General features: G+C 37.6%; 14 protein-coding genes. All 14 read right to left on the bottom strand.

Going from position 1 to position 16,440, the window contains the following annotated elements; translation table 11 throughout:
* Positions 1-28: 28 nt before the first annotated feature.
* Positions 29-1,696, bottom strand: coding sequence for a ribonuclease J (locus LDK52_RS01660; RefSeq protein WP_277584216.1), 1,668 nt, complete (start codon positions 1,694-1,696; stop codon positions 29-31).
* A 407-nt stretch (positions 1,697-2,103) separates the two neighbouring features.
* Positions 2,104-2,985, bottom strand: coding sequence for a 4-hydroxy-tetrahydrodipicolinate synthase (dapA, locus tag LDK52_RS01655; RefSeq protein ID WP_277584215.1), 882 nt, complete (start codon positions 2,983-2,985; stop codon positions 2,104-2,106).
* 2 nt (positions 2,986-2,987) lie between these two features.
* A complete protein-coding gene (locus LDK52_RS01650) occupies positions 2,988-4,034 on the bottom strand; it encodes an aspartate-semialdehyde dehydrogenase (protein WP_277584214.1) in 1,047 nt (348 codons plus the stop codon).
* 84 nt (positions 4,035-4,118) lie between these two features.
* On the bottom strand, positions 4,119-4,706 hold the full coding sequence (locus LDK52_RS01645) for a dipicolinate synthase subunit B (protein ID WP_277584213.1): 588 nt from the start codon (positions 4,704-4,706) through the stop codon (positions 4,119-4,121).
* Positions 4,706-5,506, bottom strand: a complete 801-nt coding sequence (locus LDK52_RS01640; protein WP_277584212.1) for an NAD(P)-dependent oxidoreductase — start codon at positions 5,504-5,506, stop codon at positions 4,706-4,708. Before LDK52_RS01640 ends, LDK52_RS01645 begins: the two co-directional genes overlap by 1 nt.
* Positions 5,503-5,775 carry a YlmC/YmxH family sporulation protein gene (locus LDK52_RS01635; RefSeq protein WP_277584211.1) on the bottom strand — a complete coding sequence of 91 codons (273 nt, stop codon included), beginning with the start codon at positions 5,773-5,775 and terminating at the stop codon, positions 5,503-5,505. Before LDK52_RS01635 ends, LDK52_RS01640 begins: the two co-directional genes overlap by 4 nt.
* An 820-nt stretch (positions 5,776-6,595) precedes the next feature.
* Complete coding sequence (locus LDK52_RS01630; protein ID WP_277584210.1) at positions 6,596-7,825, bottom strand: M16 family metallopeptidase; 1,230 nt, start codon at positions 7,823-7,825, stop codon at positions 6,596-6,598.
* A 92-nt stretch (positions 7,826-7,917) separates the two neighbouring features.
* Positions 7,918-10,038 carry a polyribonucleotide nucleotidyltransferase gene (gene pnp, locus LDK52_RS01625; RefSeq protein ID WP_277584209.1) on the bottom strand — a complete coding sequence of 707 codons (2,121 nt, stop codon included), beginning with the start codon at positions 10,036-10,038 and terminating at the stop codon, positions 7,918-7,920.
* A 155-nt stretch (positions 10,039-10,193) separates the two neighbouring features.
* Complete coding sequence (gene rpsO / locus LDK52_RS01620) at positions 10,194-10,463, bottom strand: 30S ribosomal protein S15 (RefSeq protein WP_277584208.1); 270 nt, start codon at positions 10,461-10,463, stop codon at positions 10,194-10,196.
* A 908-nt stretch (positions 10,464-11,371) separates the two neighbouring features.
* Positions 11,372-12,325, bottom strand: coding sequence for a riboflavin biosynthesis protein RibF (ribF, locus tag LDK52_RS01615; RefSeq protein WP_277584207.1), 954 nt, complete (start codon positions 12,323-12,325; stop codon positions 11,372-11,374).
* Between the two features lies 1 nt (position 12,326).
* The gene (gene truB, locus LDK52_RS01610; protein ID WP_277584206.1) at positions 12,327-13,247 is read right to left on the bottom strand and encodes a tRNA pseudouridine(55) synthase TruB; all 921 of its coding nucleotides are present in this window, start codon (positions 13,245-13,247) and stop codon (positions 12,327-12,329) included.
* A 69-nt stretch (positions 13,248-13,316) separates the two neighbouring features.
* The gene (gene rbfA, locus LDK52_RS01605; RefSeq protein ID WP_277584205.1) at positions 13,317-13,658 is read right to left on the bottom strand and encodes a 30S ribosome-binding factor RbfA; all 342 of its coding nucleotides are present in this window, start codon (positions 13,656-13,658) and stop codon (positions 13,317-13,319) included.
* 21 nt (positions 13,659-13,679) lie between these two features.
* Positions 13,680-13,958, bottom strand: coding sequence for a DUF503 domain-containing protein (locus tag LDK52_RS01600; protein WP_277584204.1), 279 nt, complete (start codon positions 13,956-13,958; stop codon positions 13,680-13,682).
* Positions 13,955-16,438, bottom strand: a complete 2,484-nt coding sequence (gene infB, locus LDK52_RS01595; RefSeq protein ID WP_277584203.1) for a translation initiation factor IF-2 — start codon at positions 16,436-16,438, stop codon at positions 13,955-13,957. Before infB ends, LDK52_RS01600 begins: the two co-directional genes overlap by 4 nt.
* Positions 16,439-16,440: the final 2 nt, after the last annotated feature.

Raw genomic sequence — 16,440 nt, 5'->3', positions numbered from 1 at the left:
TATTCGGAAAGGAAATCCTTTATTCACATTAATATTCCATAATAATTGGGATGATCATCGGACGTCTTTTTGTTTGTTGGAATAAATATGAATTTAGCGTATCACGGATTTCTTGTTTAATGTTTGTCCATTCAAACGTTTCTTTATTCACATATTTTTCAACAACTGTTCTTACTAGTTTAGCAGACTCGTCCAATAGCTCCTCTGACTCACGAACATAGACAAAGCCTCTCGAAAGAATTTCTGGTCCAGAAGCAATTTTCTTCTGTGCTCGATTTAACGTTACTACAACAATAAATATACCATCTTGTGAAAGCAGCTTACGATCGCGTAGAACAATATTGCCTACATCGCCAACACCAATTCCATCGATTAATACGTTTCCTGCTTGAACTCGGCCACTCATTCTCATTTTACCGCTCTTATACTCTACAATATCTCCTTTATCGGCTATGAAAATTTCCGATTTGGACATACCTACTGCTTGAGCCAATTTTGAATGGGCCATCAACATGCGATATTCTCCCTGAATTGGTATAAAGTATTTTGGTTTAGTTAGATTTAACATCATTTTTAAATCTTCTTGACTTCCATGACCAGATACATGGACATTTTTTTCGGAAGTTAATACTTTAGCTCCAACTTTTGCAATTTGGTTCATCGTATTATACATGCCTACCTCCATACCAGGAGAAGGAGTAAAAGTGATTAAGACGGTATCTGTATCTTTGATTTTAATATCTTTATGATGTTTACGAATCATTTTCTCTAACGCTTCCAAAGGTTCTCCTTGAGTACCAGATACAATTACTACAACTTTTTCATCATCCAGTTTGGATATTTCTTTGATAGAGATAATTGTGTCCTCTTCTACTGTGAAATAACCAAGATCTAAGCCAATTTCGAAGATATTTTCTAAGCTTTTCCCTGCAATCGCAACTTTTTTCCCAGTTTCAATTGCTTTATCAATTACTTGTTGAATCCGGATAAAGTTTGATGCATATAGAGCCACTAGTATACGACCTTTAACAGCGTGGAATGTTTCTGATAATTGGTCTTCAATTACTGCTTCTGATGTCGTGTAACCCGGTCTTTCTGCTTCTGTTGAATCAGATAAAAGAATAAATACCCCATCTTCTCCTAAACCGGCAATTTTTGCTATATCCGGACGATACTTCCCTTTTGCCGATTGGTCAAACTTAAATTCTCCTGTATGAACAATTGCACCTTCAGACGTATGGAACGCGATACCAAGTGAATCCGGTATACTATGCGTTGTATGGAAAAAGGTTACATAGGTACTTTGGAAATTCATACGGCTTTTATTTGTTACTTCGAAAAATTTGACTGGTTGTTTTGTCGGCAACGCTTTTAGATGCGTTTTTGCCAAAGCAATTGTCAACTTAGAACCATATACTGGGGCTTGTACTTTTTGAAGTAAATAAGAAATGGATCCAATCGCATCTTCGTGACCATGCGTTAAGAAGATTCCTTTTACTCTATCTTTGTTTTCCACTAAATATGTAATGTCAGGAATTACAATATCTATTCCTAGCATTTCAGTTTCCGGGAACATTAATCCACTATCTACTACAAATATTTCTTCATCAACTTCTACTACATACATTGCTTTTCCGACTTCTCCAACTCCACCGAGTGGTATAACTCGAATAAGTTCATTTTTTACTTTTACCAAATCTTTTCCTCCTATAAATCAATTACGCCTCGGCGCAATTACGTCCAGATTTTGAATTGTGCTTAGGCCTGCGTGATGCAGGTCAGTTAGCCACTGTCGCATAGATGCGACGATTTTAGACTAACAACATTCTAAGAGTCCATTCAAAATCTGTGACATCCGCCGGAGGCTTATCTTTTCAGCAGGGCTTGTACCTCACTGAAATGTAATACATATTGGTATTCATCTCTCCGCTTTCTCCAGAAGTGGGAGAGATCTAATTACGTAATTACGTTAGCTTGTTAAATTTTTTGCTAAAAAGAAGATAACCCGACCAACATCCACTAATTTTCATTATATCGGACGTCAGCGATTCACACAAATAAAAAAAAGGCTGAAATAGGAAATCTTCAGCCTTTCCGCTAAAATTATATAGTATTCAAGTAGTGATCCCATATTATATCAAAATCCCGTTTTTCACTTTCAGTCATTTCAACAAGTGGCAGCCGTAAATTTCCTGTCTCTATTCCTACCTTAGAAAGCGCATATTTTACGACAATTGGATTTGGATGTTTAAATAGCGCTTGAATTAGTGGCAATAATGTTTGATGAATTCGTGCAGCTTCCGAATGATTACCACTCTGAAAAGCTACAATCATTTTCTTCATGTCATTGCCTACAATATGGGAGGCAACCGAAACTATTCCGCAGCCCCCAATTGCTAGTAAAGGAAGAGTAAGTGAATCATCTCCACTATATACTTTTAAATGATCCTTTGTTTCAGACAGAATTCTTGTCATCTGATCTAAATTGCCACTAGCCTCTTTTAGAAATTTAATAGATGGAATTTGACTTAATGCTACTACTGTCTCCAACTCCATATTGATAACTGAACGACTTGGAACATTATAAACGACAATCGGTAAAGTTGTTGCATTTGCAATTGCTGCAAAGTGGGCAATCAACCCTCGTTGGTTTGGCTTATTATAATATGGTGTGACTATCATTAGTCCATCTACTCCTAGAGTCTCTGCCTTTAACGACAAGTCAATAGATGCAGCTGTACTATTACTACCTGTACCTGCGATAACAGGAACTCTATTATTCACTTTTTCTACAACGAATTTCAGCAAATTTAGTTTTTCTTCGGTTGATAGAGTAGGAGATTCTCCTGTTGTTCCACTAACGACAAGAGAGTCAGTCCCTGTCGCAAGTAAATGTTCGATTAAAAGCTCTGTTGCAGCATAATTGATAGAACCATCTAGTTGAAATGGGGTAACCATTGCCGTAGCAATAGGGCCTATATTCATTTTTACACCTCTTTTAATATACCTTCAGCAATAAGTGCTTCTGCAATTTGTATGGAGTTCAGTGCTGCACCCTTCAATAAATTATCCGATACAATCCACATATGAAATCCTTTATCATTCGAAGGATCCTTTCTTAGACGTCCTACAAATACATCGTCCTTGTTTTCAGCGTAGTATGGCATAGGGTAAAGTTGCTGATCTGGAGCGTCCTGCAAGGTAATACCATCGGAATCTGCAAGCAACTGTTTTATCTGATCAAGTGTAACGTTTTCTTGTTCTACCTCTACATAGACAGACTCTGAATGTCCCGTTACAACAGGTACCCTTACACATGTCGCTGCTATTCCAAGATTTGGTAAAGACATAATTTTCTTTGTTTCATCCATCATCTTATGTTCCTCAAATGTAAAGCCATCTTCACTGAATACATCAATTTGAGGAATTACATTTCCTGCGATAGGAAAATGTTTTTCCGCACTTTTCACTGGTAAGATTTCCGGATTTGGTTGTTTATCTTTTATTCCTTCGCTTTGTCTAGTCAATTCACTAATAGCAGCTGCTCCAGCACCAGAAACTGCTTGATAAGTAGAAACAATAACTTTAGTTAAACCAAAGTTTTGTCTAATTGGTTCAAGTGCGCAAACCATCTGAATAGTGGAACAATTCGGGTTAGAAATAATCCCAGTATGTTCATGCAATGCTTGTTTATTTACCTCTGGAACAACTAACGGTGTATCTTTATCCATTCGGAAGGCACTCGTATTATCGATAACTATTGCGCCTCTATTGCTTGCTTCTTTTGCTAAAGCTTTAGAAATAGAACCACCGGCAGAGAAAAATGCTATGTCTACACCTTCAAATGCATCAGGTGTTGCTTCTTCTATTGTATAAGAGCTACCATTTACTTCAACTTCTTTACCAGCTGAGTTTTTTGAAGCTAATAATTTTAAGGATGAATAAGGAAAACTTCTTTCTACCAATTTTTCGATAATTTTTTGACCGACTGCACCAGTCGCTCCAACTATTGCTACTGTATATCCTTGTGACATGAAAAGCTCTCCTCCTAGACCTAAACTATTTTTGATATTGTATTATATTATACATGAAAATACATCATCATCAATATTTATAATTTATGAGTAATGAGTAATGAGTAAAGGCTGAAATTGTTTATGCTGAATTGCATGTTCAACTGTTGGTACTATTTTTGAAAAGTCAGCTATGAGTGAGTTTGGCTTGTTATGAGGATGATCTTGGCCGAAGGGGATAAAGTATATATTTTTGGTAGAAAGCAGTTTCATAATGTTCATACCATTCAATCCTAATGCATCATTTGTGGATATTCCGAGCACTACTGGCTTCCCATTGCGCAATGTAGCCTTAGCAGCCATTAACACGGGCGAATCCGTTTGGGCATTGGCCAGCTTACTAATAGAGTTGCCAGTCATCGGGGCAATTACCATACAATCCAATGGGTTTGTCGGACCAAAAGGTTCTGCTTCCACTATTTTTGATACTACTTTACTACCACTAGCCTCTTCTATTTTCTCTATCCATTCCTCACCTGTTCCAAAACGTGTTGCCGCAGTTAATACAGAGTACGTAATAATAGGAACTACAGTTGCCCCTATTTCCGTAAACTGTTTAATCATCGGAATAACTTCTTCATAAGTACAATGAGATGCAGTTATCCCTAATCCTATTCGAAGACCTTTTAACACTATTTTTCCCCCTCCAGTAAAGCCAATTGAGTTTGTACAGTCTTTGCTATCAAATATCCCGCATCTTTCGGAAAATACAAGCCTGGTAAGCTAGTGGAATGTATATAATTTGTAGGTTTCGAATTGGCTGACTCGAGTAGACATCCAGGATTTGAAGCTAGATCATACACTTTATTAAATCTATTCGTATCGGACGGACTAAGCCATTTATATGGAATGGTATTAATCAGGTAGGCCGTGCTTTCACCTTGGTTTTTAACTACTTGCTCTAATTGTTCTATCTGATACCCATAGCTTTTTGCTTCAAATAATTGATGATCAGAACGAACAGAGACGATTACCTCTGCTCCCAAATGATGTAAAGCAAAAGCCAATCTTTTCCCTACTCTTCCGTACCCCGTTATGATGAATTTTTTGTTATAAATTGATTCGTTTTCGCTTCTATAAAAGTTATTTATGAATCCCTCTGCTGTAAGATTTGCATTTTCCCAAATCCACTGCTCATCCTCTAAATAATAAAAAGCTTGCACCTTGCTAGTTTGTATTTCTTGTTCCATTTCTGTATTCTTTTTTCCAACGAAAAGGAGAAGACATGACTCAGGTAAAACGAAAGAACTTTCTATTTGTAATGGAATGATAGGTAAAAAAATAATGGAAGGCTGAAAATCGATTATGGCTGCTTTAAGTTCTTCCGTCCAAATCATCGTTGGAAAGATTTTCACTTCTAGTTGGTTATCTAATGTTTCCTGTAAAAACGGCAAACGGGCATCTGTACCTATTATTGCGCATTTGTTTTTCACAAATATTCACTATTTCCAGTTTCAGTGTTTGCTTCATTAAACAGGATTCTGTCTTTTCCAATGAGAATAATTTCTTCCCAGGAAATAAACTCCTTTTTCTTAGCAGATTTATTTCCTTGAAAAAAAGATCCCGTTTTTTGAAAAACTTCGAACCCTTCAATTTTGCCATTCTCAGGATTGAAGAGTAATTCCGTGTCTGCTAGTTTACCGTATCTTGCGCCATCCTTAACTTGGATAAGTTCTTTTTCTGCAAGTTCCGAAAGTAACAATCATTCTCCCCCTTATTGATTTCTATTTATATATATGCCATTTCGCCGTACAAAGTGAATAAAAGAAAACCTTGGTAAAATGACACTCGACCCTTTAAGTTCAAAACCTGTTTCTAGCGTTTTCGAAATGGCTTTGGACAGTCGTTTTGCTATTTTATTAACGATTGATTTTTTGAGAGGTTGGTCGTGACTATCGTCACGACCAACCTCTCTTTTCACGGTAATCTTATGGCGTTTGTCTTTCCTTCGCCCTTCTACAACTTCTAGAAACAGGTTAATACGTTTTTGGATAACTAGAGAAAAGGTACTTTCCTATTCATAGAGGAAGCTCTCGAAGATGCAATTTCGTTCGCTATTTCGCTTCTTTATTTGATGAACACTTACTATTTCCCTTTATCTCGGCTAGTAAAAAAGGATATCTACCTTCTTTAACCTTAATTAAAGAATAGTTCTAATTCAACAGACGTTTTATCACTTTATTTGCTTTGAATACTATTTTCATCTAAGCAAAAAAAATTGCTAAATCTTATAGTTACATACTACACTCTCTATTGATTGAAGTGGAAGGCGGCGACTCCGGCGGGAACAGCACGAGCTGAAAGCCCCGCAGGAACGTAGTGACGAGGAGATTGAGGCCGGGGCCCGCGGAGGCCAACAGGATGTTGGTCACAAAGGCGTTGCCACACGATGTGGCGCACTTAGCCTTTGTTCCCCCGCCTGAAACGAAAATCAGTAGTATCATTGTATAAATCTTATTATTCAAAATTCCTGGATTGATTTCAAGGTACAAAATTTTATACTTTCTATTAAAAAAGGCCGATCAGTTTTGATCGACTTTTGGTTTGATGATGGATATGGCTGGTTTGTGAGAAAACGTCTCAGTAGCAAGATCCATTACTGATTGTAATGTGACTTCATCTATTGATTCACTTACTTCATCTAATGAACGATGTATTCCGTATAGTAATTCATTTTTACCGTTACGGCTCATGCGAGCATTTGTGCTCTCTAATCCAAGGAGTAAATTACCTTTTAGTTGCTCTTTTGCATTGGAAACTTCTGTTTCTGTAAACCCTTTTTCAACTACTGATTGTATCGTTTGCTGAATTGACTCAGATAATTCCTCTAGTTGGTTACTAGAAGTCCCTCCATAAATAGCAAGTGCCCCTGTATCTTCATAGGAAGAATGATAAGAATAGATAGAATAAGCAAGGCCTTTTTCTTCTCTAATTTCTTGGAAAAGTCTCGAAGACATACTGCCACCTAAAATATTGTTCATCACTACTAAGCTATAAATATTATCCGCTTTGACACTTATACTTGGATAAGCTAAACATAGATGTGCTTGCTCTGTCTCTCTAAAGTTCTCAACATGCACAGCTTTCAAATTCGGAGTTGATACAAGTAATTTCTCATTATTAGTACTGTCTAATTCACTAAATAAGGTTTCAATATGCTGTAATAATCCTTCGGGAATATTACCTGCAACAGAAATGACTATATTTTCTGGCGTATAGTGTTTTTTCATATAAGCAAGAATTTTTTCTTTTGTAAAACTATTCAACGTTTCCTCTGTTCCAAGAATAGGCGCACCTAAAGGATCATTTTCGTACATCGCTTGCCATAAGTATTCATGAACGATATCGTCTGGTGTGTCCTCTACCATATTAATCTCTTCAAGAACAACCTGTCTTTCTTTCTCTATTTCATTTGCATCAAATTGAGAATGGAAAAACATATCTGCCAATATTTCTACTGCATGTTCTGCATGATGATCTAATACTTTTGCATAATAGCATGTATTTTCTTTAGATGTGAAGGCATTGATATTTCCACCAATACGATCGAATTCTTCTGCAATTTGTTTCGCAGTTCTAGTTTCAGTTCCTTTAAATAACATATGTTCAATGAAATGAGTTAAACCATTTTCTTCTGGCAGCTCATATCTAGACCCAGCTTGCACCCAAATTCCTACAGCCACAGAACGTACGTATGGTATTTGTTCAGACACAATTCGAAGCCCATTTTTACATTTAATTTTGTTTATCAAATTAACACCTCTGTTTATTCTATTCAGCTATTTAAAAAGGTTGCCGTAGCTATTCCTACGGTCAACCTTTTATAATGTGCTGATGTAATTGATTATTTACTTTCTTGTTGTTCAGCGCGTTCTTTTTCTTCTTGAATAACAACTTTACGAGATAAGTTGACGCGACCTTGATTGTCAATCTCGATTACTTTCACTAAAAACTCATCGCCTAATTTAAGGACATCTTCGACATTTTTCGTACGTTCTTCTTGAATTTCCGAAATATGCAATAAGCCATCTTTACCAGTGAAAATTTCTACGAAAGCACCGAATTTTTCAATTCGTTTTACTTTTCCTAAGTGATATTCGCCTACTTTAGCAACGCGAACGATGTTTTCGATAATTTCTTTTGCACGAGCAATCATCTCTTCATCAGCTGAAGCGATATAAATTGTTCCATCTTGCTCTGTATCAATTTTCACGCCAGTTTCATCAATAATTTTATTAATTTGTTTACCACCTGGTCCAATTACATCACGGATTTTATCCGGATTAATCTTAATAACTACAATCTTAGGTGCATATTTTGACAATTTCTCACGTGGTTCAGAAATTGTTGCAAGCATACTTTCTAAAATTTGCATACGACCAATTTTAGCTTGTTCAAGTGCTTCTTCCAAAATTGTTCTTGATAGTCCATCAATTTTAATATCCATTTGAAGTGCTGTAATTCCTTTAGAAGTACCAGCTACTTTAAAGTCCATATCTCCAAGATGATCTTCCATCCCTTGAATATCCGTTAAAACAGTGTAGTTTTCGCCTTTTTTTACAAGTCCCATTGCAATACCTGCAACTGGTGCTTTTAAAGGTACACCTGCATCCATCATTGCTAGAGTAGAAGCACAAATACTAGCTTGTGATGTAGAACCATTCGATTCTAACACTTCCGCTACTAGACGAAGTGTATAAGGGAAATCAGCTTCATCCGGAAGAACTGCTTCTAGAGCTCGCTCTCCTAGAGCACCATGACCAATCTCACGACGACCCGGAGCACGGATAGGACCAGTTTCTCCTACACTAAATTGTGGGAAATTATAGTGATGCATGAAGCGTTTTGTTTCTTCTAGACCAATACCATCGATAATTTGCACATCACCAAGAGGTCCTAAAGTACATACGCTTAGAGCTTGTGTTTGACCACGTGTAAACAATCCAGAACCATGTGTTCTAGGTAGAACTCCGACTTCTGATGAAAGAGGACGGATTTCCGCTACTCCACGACCATCAGGACGGATTTTGTCTTCTGTTATTAAACGACGAACTTCGTCTTTTACCATTGCATCTAAAATTTCACGAACTTGTTTCAATGTTACATCTGTAGCTTCTTTTTCCGTATATTGTGCTAAAACTTCTGTTTTCACTTCTGTAATAGCATCTTCTCGAGCATGTTTTTCTTGTACTTGAATGGCTTGTACAAGATTTGCTTCACAAATACCTTGTACTTCTTCGAAAAGTACTTTATCTAACTCAAAAAGAGGAATATCTTTTTTCGCTTTTCCAACTTCAGCTACTACTTTTTCTTGGAATTCGATTAAATTGATAATTTCTTTATGTCCAAACATGATAGCCTCAAGTACCGTTTCCTCCGAAACTTCTTTAGCTCCGGCTTCAACCATGTTAATAGCATCTTTTGTTCCAGCTACTACTAGGTCTAGAGTACTTTTACCCATTTGCTCTACAGTAGGATTAATAATTAGTTCTTCACCAATTAAACCTACTTGAACACCTGCTATTGGACCGTCAAATGGTATATCTGAAATGCTTAGCGCTAAGGATGAACCTAACATTGCAGCCATTTCAGATGAACAGTTTTGATCAACGGACATAACGATTGAAATAACTTGTATCTCGTTACGGAATCCATCAGGGAATAAAGGACGAATTGGACGGTCAATCAAACGACTAGTTAAGATTGCACGTTCCGAAGGACGTCCTTCACGTTTAATAAATCCACCTGGAATTTTACCTACAGCATATAGTTTTTCCTCATAGTTAACTGTTAATGGGAAGAAATCTAAATTCTTAGGATTTTTAGATGCAGTTGCTACAGATAATACAGTTGTATCACCATATCTTACTAATACTGCTCCGTTCGCTTGTTTTGCAAGTTGGCCTACCTCTACTTGCAACGGGCGTCCTGCCCATTCGTACGTAAATACTTTCTTTTCACTCATGTAATCTGGACTCCTCTCGACTTGAAAAACTCCTTTAAAAAAGGGTATATAATGGGTATATGTATCATTAGTAGTGTATCAAAAATCTCTAAACTATGCGAAGTTTTTTATGCAAAAGAAAAAGCGGGATAATTCCCGCTTTCCTAAATCGAATCTTATCGACGTAAACCAAGTTTTGCGATTAGATCACGGTAACGAGATACTTCGTTTTCACGTAAGTATTTTAACAAGTTACGGCGACGTCCAACCATTTTGAATAGACCACGACGTGAGTGATGATCTTTCTTATGCGTACGTAAATGTTCGTTTAAAGAGTTAATCTCTTCTGTAAGAATTGCGATTTGAATATCCGCAGATCCAGTATCACTTTCGTGAGTTCTGTACTCAGCGATTAGTTCATTTTTGCGTTCTTGTAAAATTGCCATGTTGTTTTCCTCCTAAAATTCATGTTATCCCCTAGTCCTGAGCAATCGTTGGAGAATCGAAAAAGCCAAGGAAAGGTTAAGTACAGTATTGTACTTATAAAGATTATCATAAAAAGATTGGTGAAGCAACTAATTAGTAATGGTGAACATTCATTCTTCTCAGAAAAACCGGACAAAAAAGACGCCCAATCCTCTAAGAACAGAAACCTTGATATGCCGTTAATTTCCGCTCCGAGCGGACGCTTTCCGTGGGCACGGTTTCAGCCGCTTCCCTTGCTCCTGCGCAAAGCTCGTCGCAAAAAAGATTTTCGCTATGCTCAGTCCAGGGTCTTCAGCTGCCGCTGTTCCCACTGGATTCGCCGCTCTGCGCTCCAATTAACTAGGTCCACTTTATATAAAAAAATTGGATATAAAACCACCTACAAATACGTGTTCTATCTTTAAATAAGTAAGAATGAAATGGACTCAGATAAAAAAAAATCCACTTACTTTGTTCATTATAAAATTGTATACCTAATCAAGCGGGCGGTTTTATCCCTATAATAATTCTGACTACTTTTATTATCTTAGGGATATGCTTTGCCCTATCTCAGAGTATAGAACTACACTTTGTATTGATTGGAGTGCAAGGTGGCGCCTCCAGCGGGATAAGCGAGTAAGTAGAGACCCCACAGGGAGCGTTTTAAAGGAACAAAGGCTAAGACACGCCACCTCGTGTGGCAACGCCTTCGTGACCAACATCCTGTTGGCCTGAGGAGGCTCGGCCTCGCCCGCGGAAAGCGCCCACCTGAAACGGAAATCAGTAGTATGAATCATTCTCTTAAGACCCAGAACACAGTGTACATGGGGCACTTTTTTTATTTCTTTTAAAAAGCTACCGAAATTAATTTCCGGTAGCCAATCTTTTATTATTCAGCTTCTTTTTTAAAGAACTCGATTGCAACTTGCTTGTCTTTTCCAATTTGTTCTTTTAACTCATCAATTCCATTGAACTTTTGTTCTGATCGAATGCGCATATACCAATGGACCGTTACTTCCTCACCATAGATGGATTGATCGAAATCAATAATATGTACTTCAATAGACAACTTTTTCTCATCCAGATTATTAAATGTTGGTTTGTACCCCACATTACATACACCCTCATACCAAGACTCTTGAACGCTGATTTTCACTGCGTACACGCCTGTTGCTGGTGTAAATTGTCCTTCGGTAGGTTCGACATTCGCCGTTGGAAAGTTTATAGTTCTCCCTCTTTTATCTCCATGGATAACAACTCCTGTTAACTTAAAAGGTCTACCTAATAATTCTTTTACTTGCTCCATGTTACCAACGGTTAGTTCTTCTCTTATACGAGTGGAGCTAATCTTACCACCAACAAACTCTTTTTTATCGACGACTGATACAGAATATTTCCCTTCAGAAAGAAGCTCCATATCCTTCATCGTACCTTTTCCAAAAGCACCAAATGAAAAGTCAAAGCCGGCAGTAACATGTTTTACGTTTGTCTGGTTTATGAAGAATTCGATAAACTTTTCAGGAGTTAACTTTGCAAAATCAGAAGTAAAACGAACAACAAAAACAGCATCCACACCAAAGCTTTTCAAAATATCTGTCTTTTCTTGAAGTGGTGTAATATAGAATACTTTCTCTTTTCTGCCACCAAGTACTAATGAAGGATGAGGATCAAATGTCATTACTGCTGTTTTGATATTCATCTCTTTTCCTTTATCGAGTGCTTGCTTTATAACCGCTTGATGCCCTTTATGCACTCCGTCGAAGAAACCGATTGCTAAAGAATATGCTTCATTTTTATCGTTTGAGTATAAATGGTTTGGATAGGATAAGTGATAAACGTCCATATTAATCTCCTTTTTCAGATGAAAACATTTTTTCTGGTTTCATCATACCAGTTTTTGTTGGATGTTTAATATAAACTGCAACTGGTGTCTCCAATATTGTATATACTATTTTCTCGTTTTTAGCCAACAATGGGTGGATTTCCACTACTTGCCCATTTGTAATGCTTTTTTGGTTTTCTTCATTGATATCAAGTGTTGGCCAGGCCGACAATGCCTCTTTTAATGGAAGTAATGTATCTAACAAAGTATGTTTATCTACAGCTTCTTGCACCTCGGCTAAAGTTAGACATTGGGTTTTAGTGAAGCTTCCCGATGCCGTTCTAACCAACGATGACATATGAGCCGGGTATCCTAGAAGTTCACCAATTTGAACAGCTAGTGTACGGATATAGGTTCCTTTTCCACAATCAATTTCAATGTTGAATGTAACTTCCTGCCCTGAAAAAGTAGCTGCTTCGTCCAATAATTTTATATGGTGAATCATCACTTTTCTACTTGGGCGTTCTACTTCTTTTCCTTCACGAGCATATTCATACAGTTTTTTTCCATTCACTTTTACTGCTGAATACATCGGCGGAATTTGAGTAATTTCTCCTGTCAATTCAGCTAATACTTCTAAAATCTGTGCACGGGAAAAAGACTTTGGAGTAGCGTCATTTTCTACTATTTCACCATCAGCATCCTCAGTAGTAGTTGATGTACCTATAGAAATAGTTGCTATATACGTTTTGCCTTGTTCCATAATATATTCCGATACCTTTGTAGCTTGGCCTAAACAAATGGGTAAAACTCCTTCAACACTTGGATCCAGTGTTCCTGTATGGCCAATACGCTTCATTTTCAATATTTTTCTAAGTTTAAATACACAATCATGTGAGGTCATTCCTTTTTCTTTCCATAATGGTAATATTCCTTCGTACATGCAGTTCACCCCCTGTAGGTATAACAAAGAAGCCTGCTTCAATAAATAAGCAGACTTCCTTTTGTTTTATTACTCAGATGGTTTATTAATTTGTCTTAATAAATCATCTATACGATTACCATATGCTGCAGACTCATCATATTCAAAGATTAGTTCAGGCGTGATACGTAAACGAATACGCTGCCCTATTTCAGAACGAATAAATCCTTTAGCTTGTTCTAAAGCTCTTAAAGTAGCCGCTCGGTTTCCATCAAGCACCGTAATATAAATATTCGCTTGTTGTAAATCACCAGTAACAGCTACATCTGTTACTGTGACAAAACCGATACGTGGGTCCTTTAATTTTCGTCCGATAATTTCGCCCAACTCTTTTTTCATTTGCTCAGCAACTCGGTTAGCACGCATTGACATGATCGCTACACCTCATTTTCTTTATAAATATTCCTTGCTTATGTTAATGCATTCCCATTCAGGATTAGATTCCAGGAAACGGATGGCGTTCATAAGCTCCCGTTCAGCTGCATCTTTTTGGGATGCAATTGCAACGATGCCAATAGATGTACGCTGCCAAGTATCTTGATGATCTAATTCTGAAATAGAAACATTATATTTTTGTTTTGTTCTTGTGAGCATTCGTTGAAGAACTGCTCGTTTTTCCTTTAAAGAATGCGCAGTGGGAATTAAAAATTCACATTCTGCATATACGATCATTTTCGTTTAATTTCTTCCATGATATACGCTTCTACGATATCGCCTTCTTGAATATCATTGAAGTTTTTAATCGTGATACCGCACTCGTATCCTTTAGCAACTTCTTTTGCATCATCTTTAAAACGTTTTAGTGTATCTAGTTCGCCTTCAAAAATAACGATTCCATCGCGAATTACACGAACACCACTATCTCTTGAAATTTTACCTTCGGTTACATAAGAACCTGCAATCGTACCAACTTTAGATACTTTGAATGTCTCACGAACTTCCGCTTGACCAATAATTTTCTCTTGGAATTCAGGGTCAAGTAATCCCTTCATAGCGAATTCAATTTCTTCGATAACTTTATAAATAATACGGTGTAGACGAATATCTACGCCTTCTTGATCGGCCATACGTTTTGCATTTGTATCCGGACGTACGTTGAATCCGATTACGATTGCATTCGATGCAGTTGCTAAGCTAATATCTGACTCGGTGATAGCTCCTGCTCCAGTATGAATGATGCGAACATTTACGCCTTCTACATCTATTTTCATAAGGGAAGCAGCCATCGCTTCAACAGTCCCTTGAACGTCTGCTTTAACGATTAAGTTTAACTCTTTCATTTCTCCTTGTTTCATTTGATCAAATAAATTGTCTAATGTCACACGAGTTTTTTCAGAGCGTTGAGTAACTTGTGCTTCTGATGCACGAGATTCTCCAACTTGACGAGCTGTTTTTTCATCTTCAAATACAACAAAGCGGTCTCCTGCTTGAGGTACTTCGTTCAAGCCTGTAATTTCTACTGGTGTAGATGGACCTGCTTCTTTTACACGACGACCAAGGTCATTAACCATTGCTCTTACGCGTCCGAATGCATGACCTACAACGATAGGATCTCCAACTTTTAACGTACCATCTTGTACTAATAATGTAGCAACAGAACCTCTACCTTTATCCAGTTGAGCTTCAATTACTGTACCTAATGCAAGACGTTTTGGATTTGCTTTTAGCTCTCCTACTTCAGAAACAAGTAGTACCATTTCTAATAGGTTGTCGATACCTTCGCCTTTTAGTGCTGAGATTGGTACGAATATTGTATCTCCACCCCATGCCTCAGGAACTAAGCCATGTTCTGTTAACTCTTGCATTACACGATCAGGGTTCGCAGAAGGTTTATCCATTTTGTTTACTGCAACGATAATAGGCACTTCAGCTGCTTTCGCATGATTAATAGCTTCTACAGTTTGAGGCATTACCCCATCGTCAGCTGCAACTACAAGAATCGTAATATCCGTAATTTTTGCTCCACGTGCACGCATTGTTGTAAATGCAGCATGTCCTGGTGTATCTAAGAATGTAATTTTCTTGTTATTGTCTTCAATCATGTAAGCACCGATATGTTGCGTAATACCACCGGCTTCTCCTGCAGTTACTTTTGTATTACGAATAGAGTCAAGCAGGGTAGTTTTACCATGATCGACGTGACCCATTATAGTAACAACTGGTGGACGCTCTGATTGGTTGGTACTGTCTTCTGGCGTAGGATCGAAATGAACTTCTAAATCAGTAATATCGATTCGAATTTCTTCTTCGACTTCTACTCCATAGTCTGTACAGATAAGTTCAATTCCATCCTTATCTAAAACTTGGTTTATTGTTGCCATTACACCTAGTAAGAATAATTTTTTGATAATCTCTGCTGGTTCACGTCCAAGTTTTTTCGAAAGTTCTAAAACTGTTAAAGAATCTGTAAAAGTAACTTTCGCTGGAAGTTCCCGTTCTTTTCTTGGTACTGGTGGCTGTACTGGTGTAGTAGGCCCTTTTCTACGCTTTTGGAATTTTTGCCCTGGTCTATTACCACCTGGACGATTTTGACCACCCGGACGATAAGCACCAGCTGGGGCTTTATTATTAGTAAATGTTTTTTTAGGTTGGCTGTTTGTTCCTTGAGTCGTGCTTGCTTGCGCATTACTCCCTGCAGTGGCAGGATTTGTTGTTGATTGGTTAGACGGTCTCGATTGTCCTTGTGATGTTGGTCTTTGTTGACCTGAGTTAGCTGGTCTTGATTGTCCTTGTGATGCTGGTCTTTGTTGACCTTGGCCAGCTGGTCTTGACTGTCCTTGTGATGCTGGTCTTTGTTGACCTTGGCTAGCTGGTCTTGACTGTCCTTGTGATGCTGGTCTTTGTTGACCTTGGCTAGCTGGTCTTGACTGTCCTTGTGATGCTGGTCTTTGTTGACCTTGACTAGCTGGTCTTGACTGTCCTTGTGATGCTGGTTTTGGTGATGTTTGAGCAGGTTTCGATGTTGTTTGAGAAGGTGTTGATGCTGTTTGAGATGATGATTTATAAATACCATCTAGCTTTTTAATAGCTTCTCCTTCAAGTGTAGACATATGATTTGTTACTTGAATATCCATCTTTCCTAGTTGCTCAATAACTTCTTTACTCGATTTATCTATTTGTCTCGCATATTCATGAACTCTGATTTTTGTCATTA

The organism is Psychrobacillus antarcticus (assembly GCF_029533155.1).
In the GTDB taxonomy this organism is placed as follows: Bacteria; Bacillota; Bacilli; order Bacillales_A; family Planococcaceae; genus Psychrobacillus; species Psychrobacillus antarcticus.
Note: the sequence above shows the minus strand (reverse complement) of the source record. Positions and strands in the feature narration are given on the sequence as shown.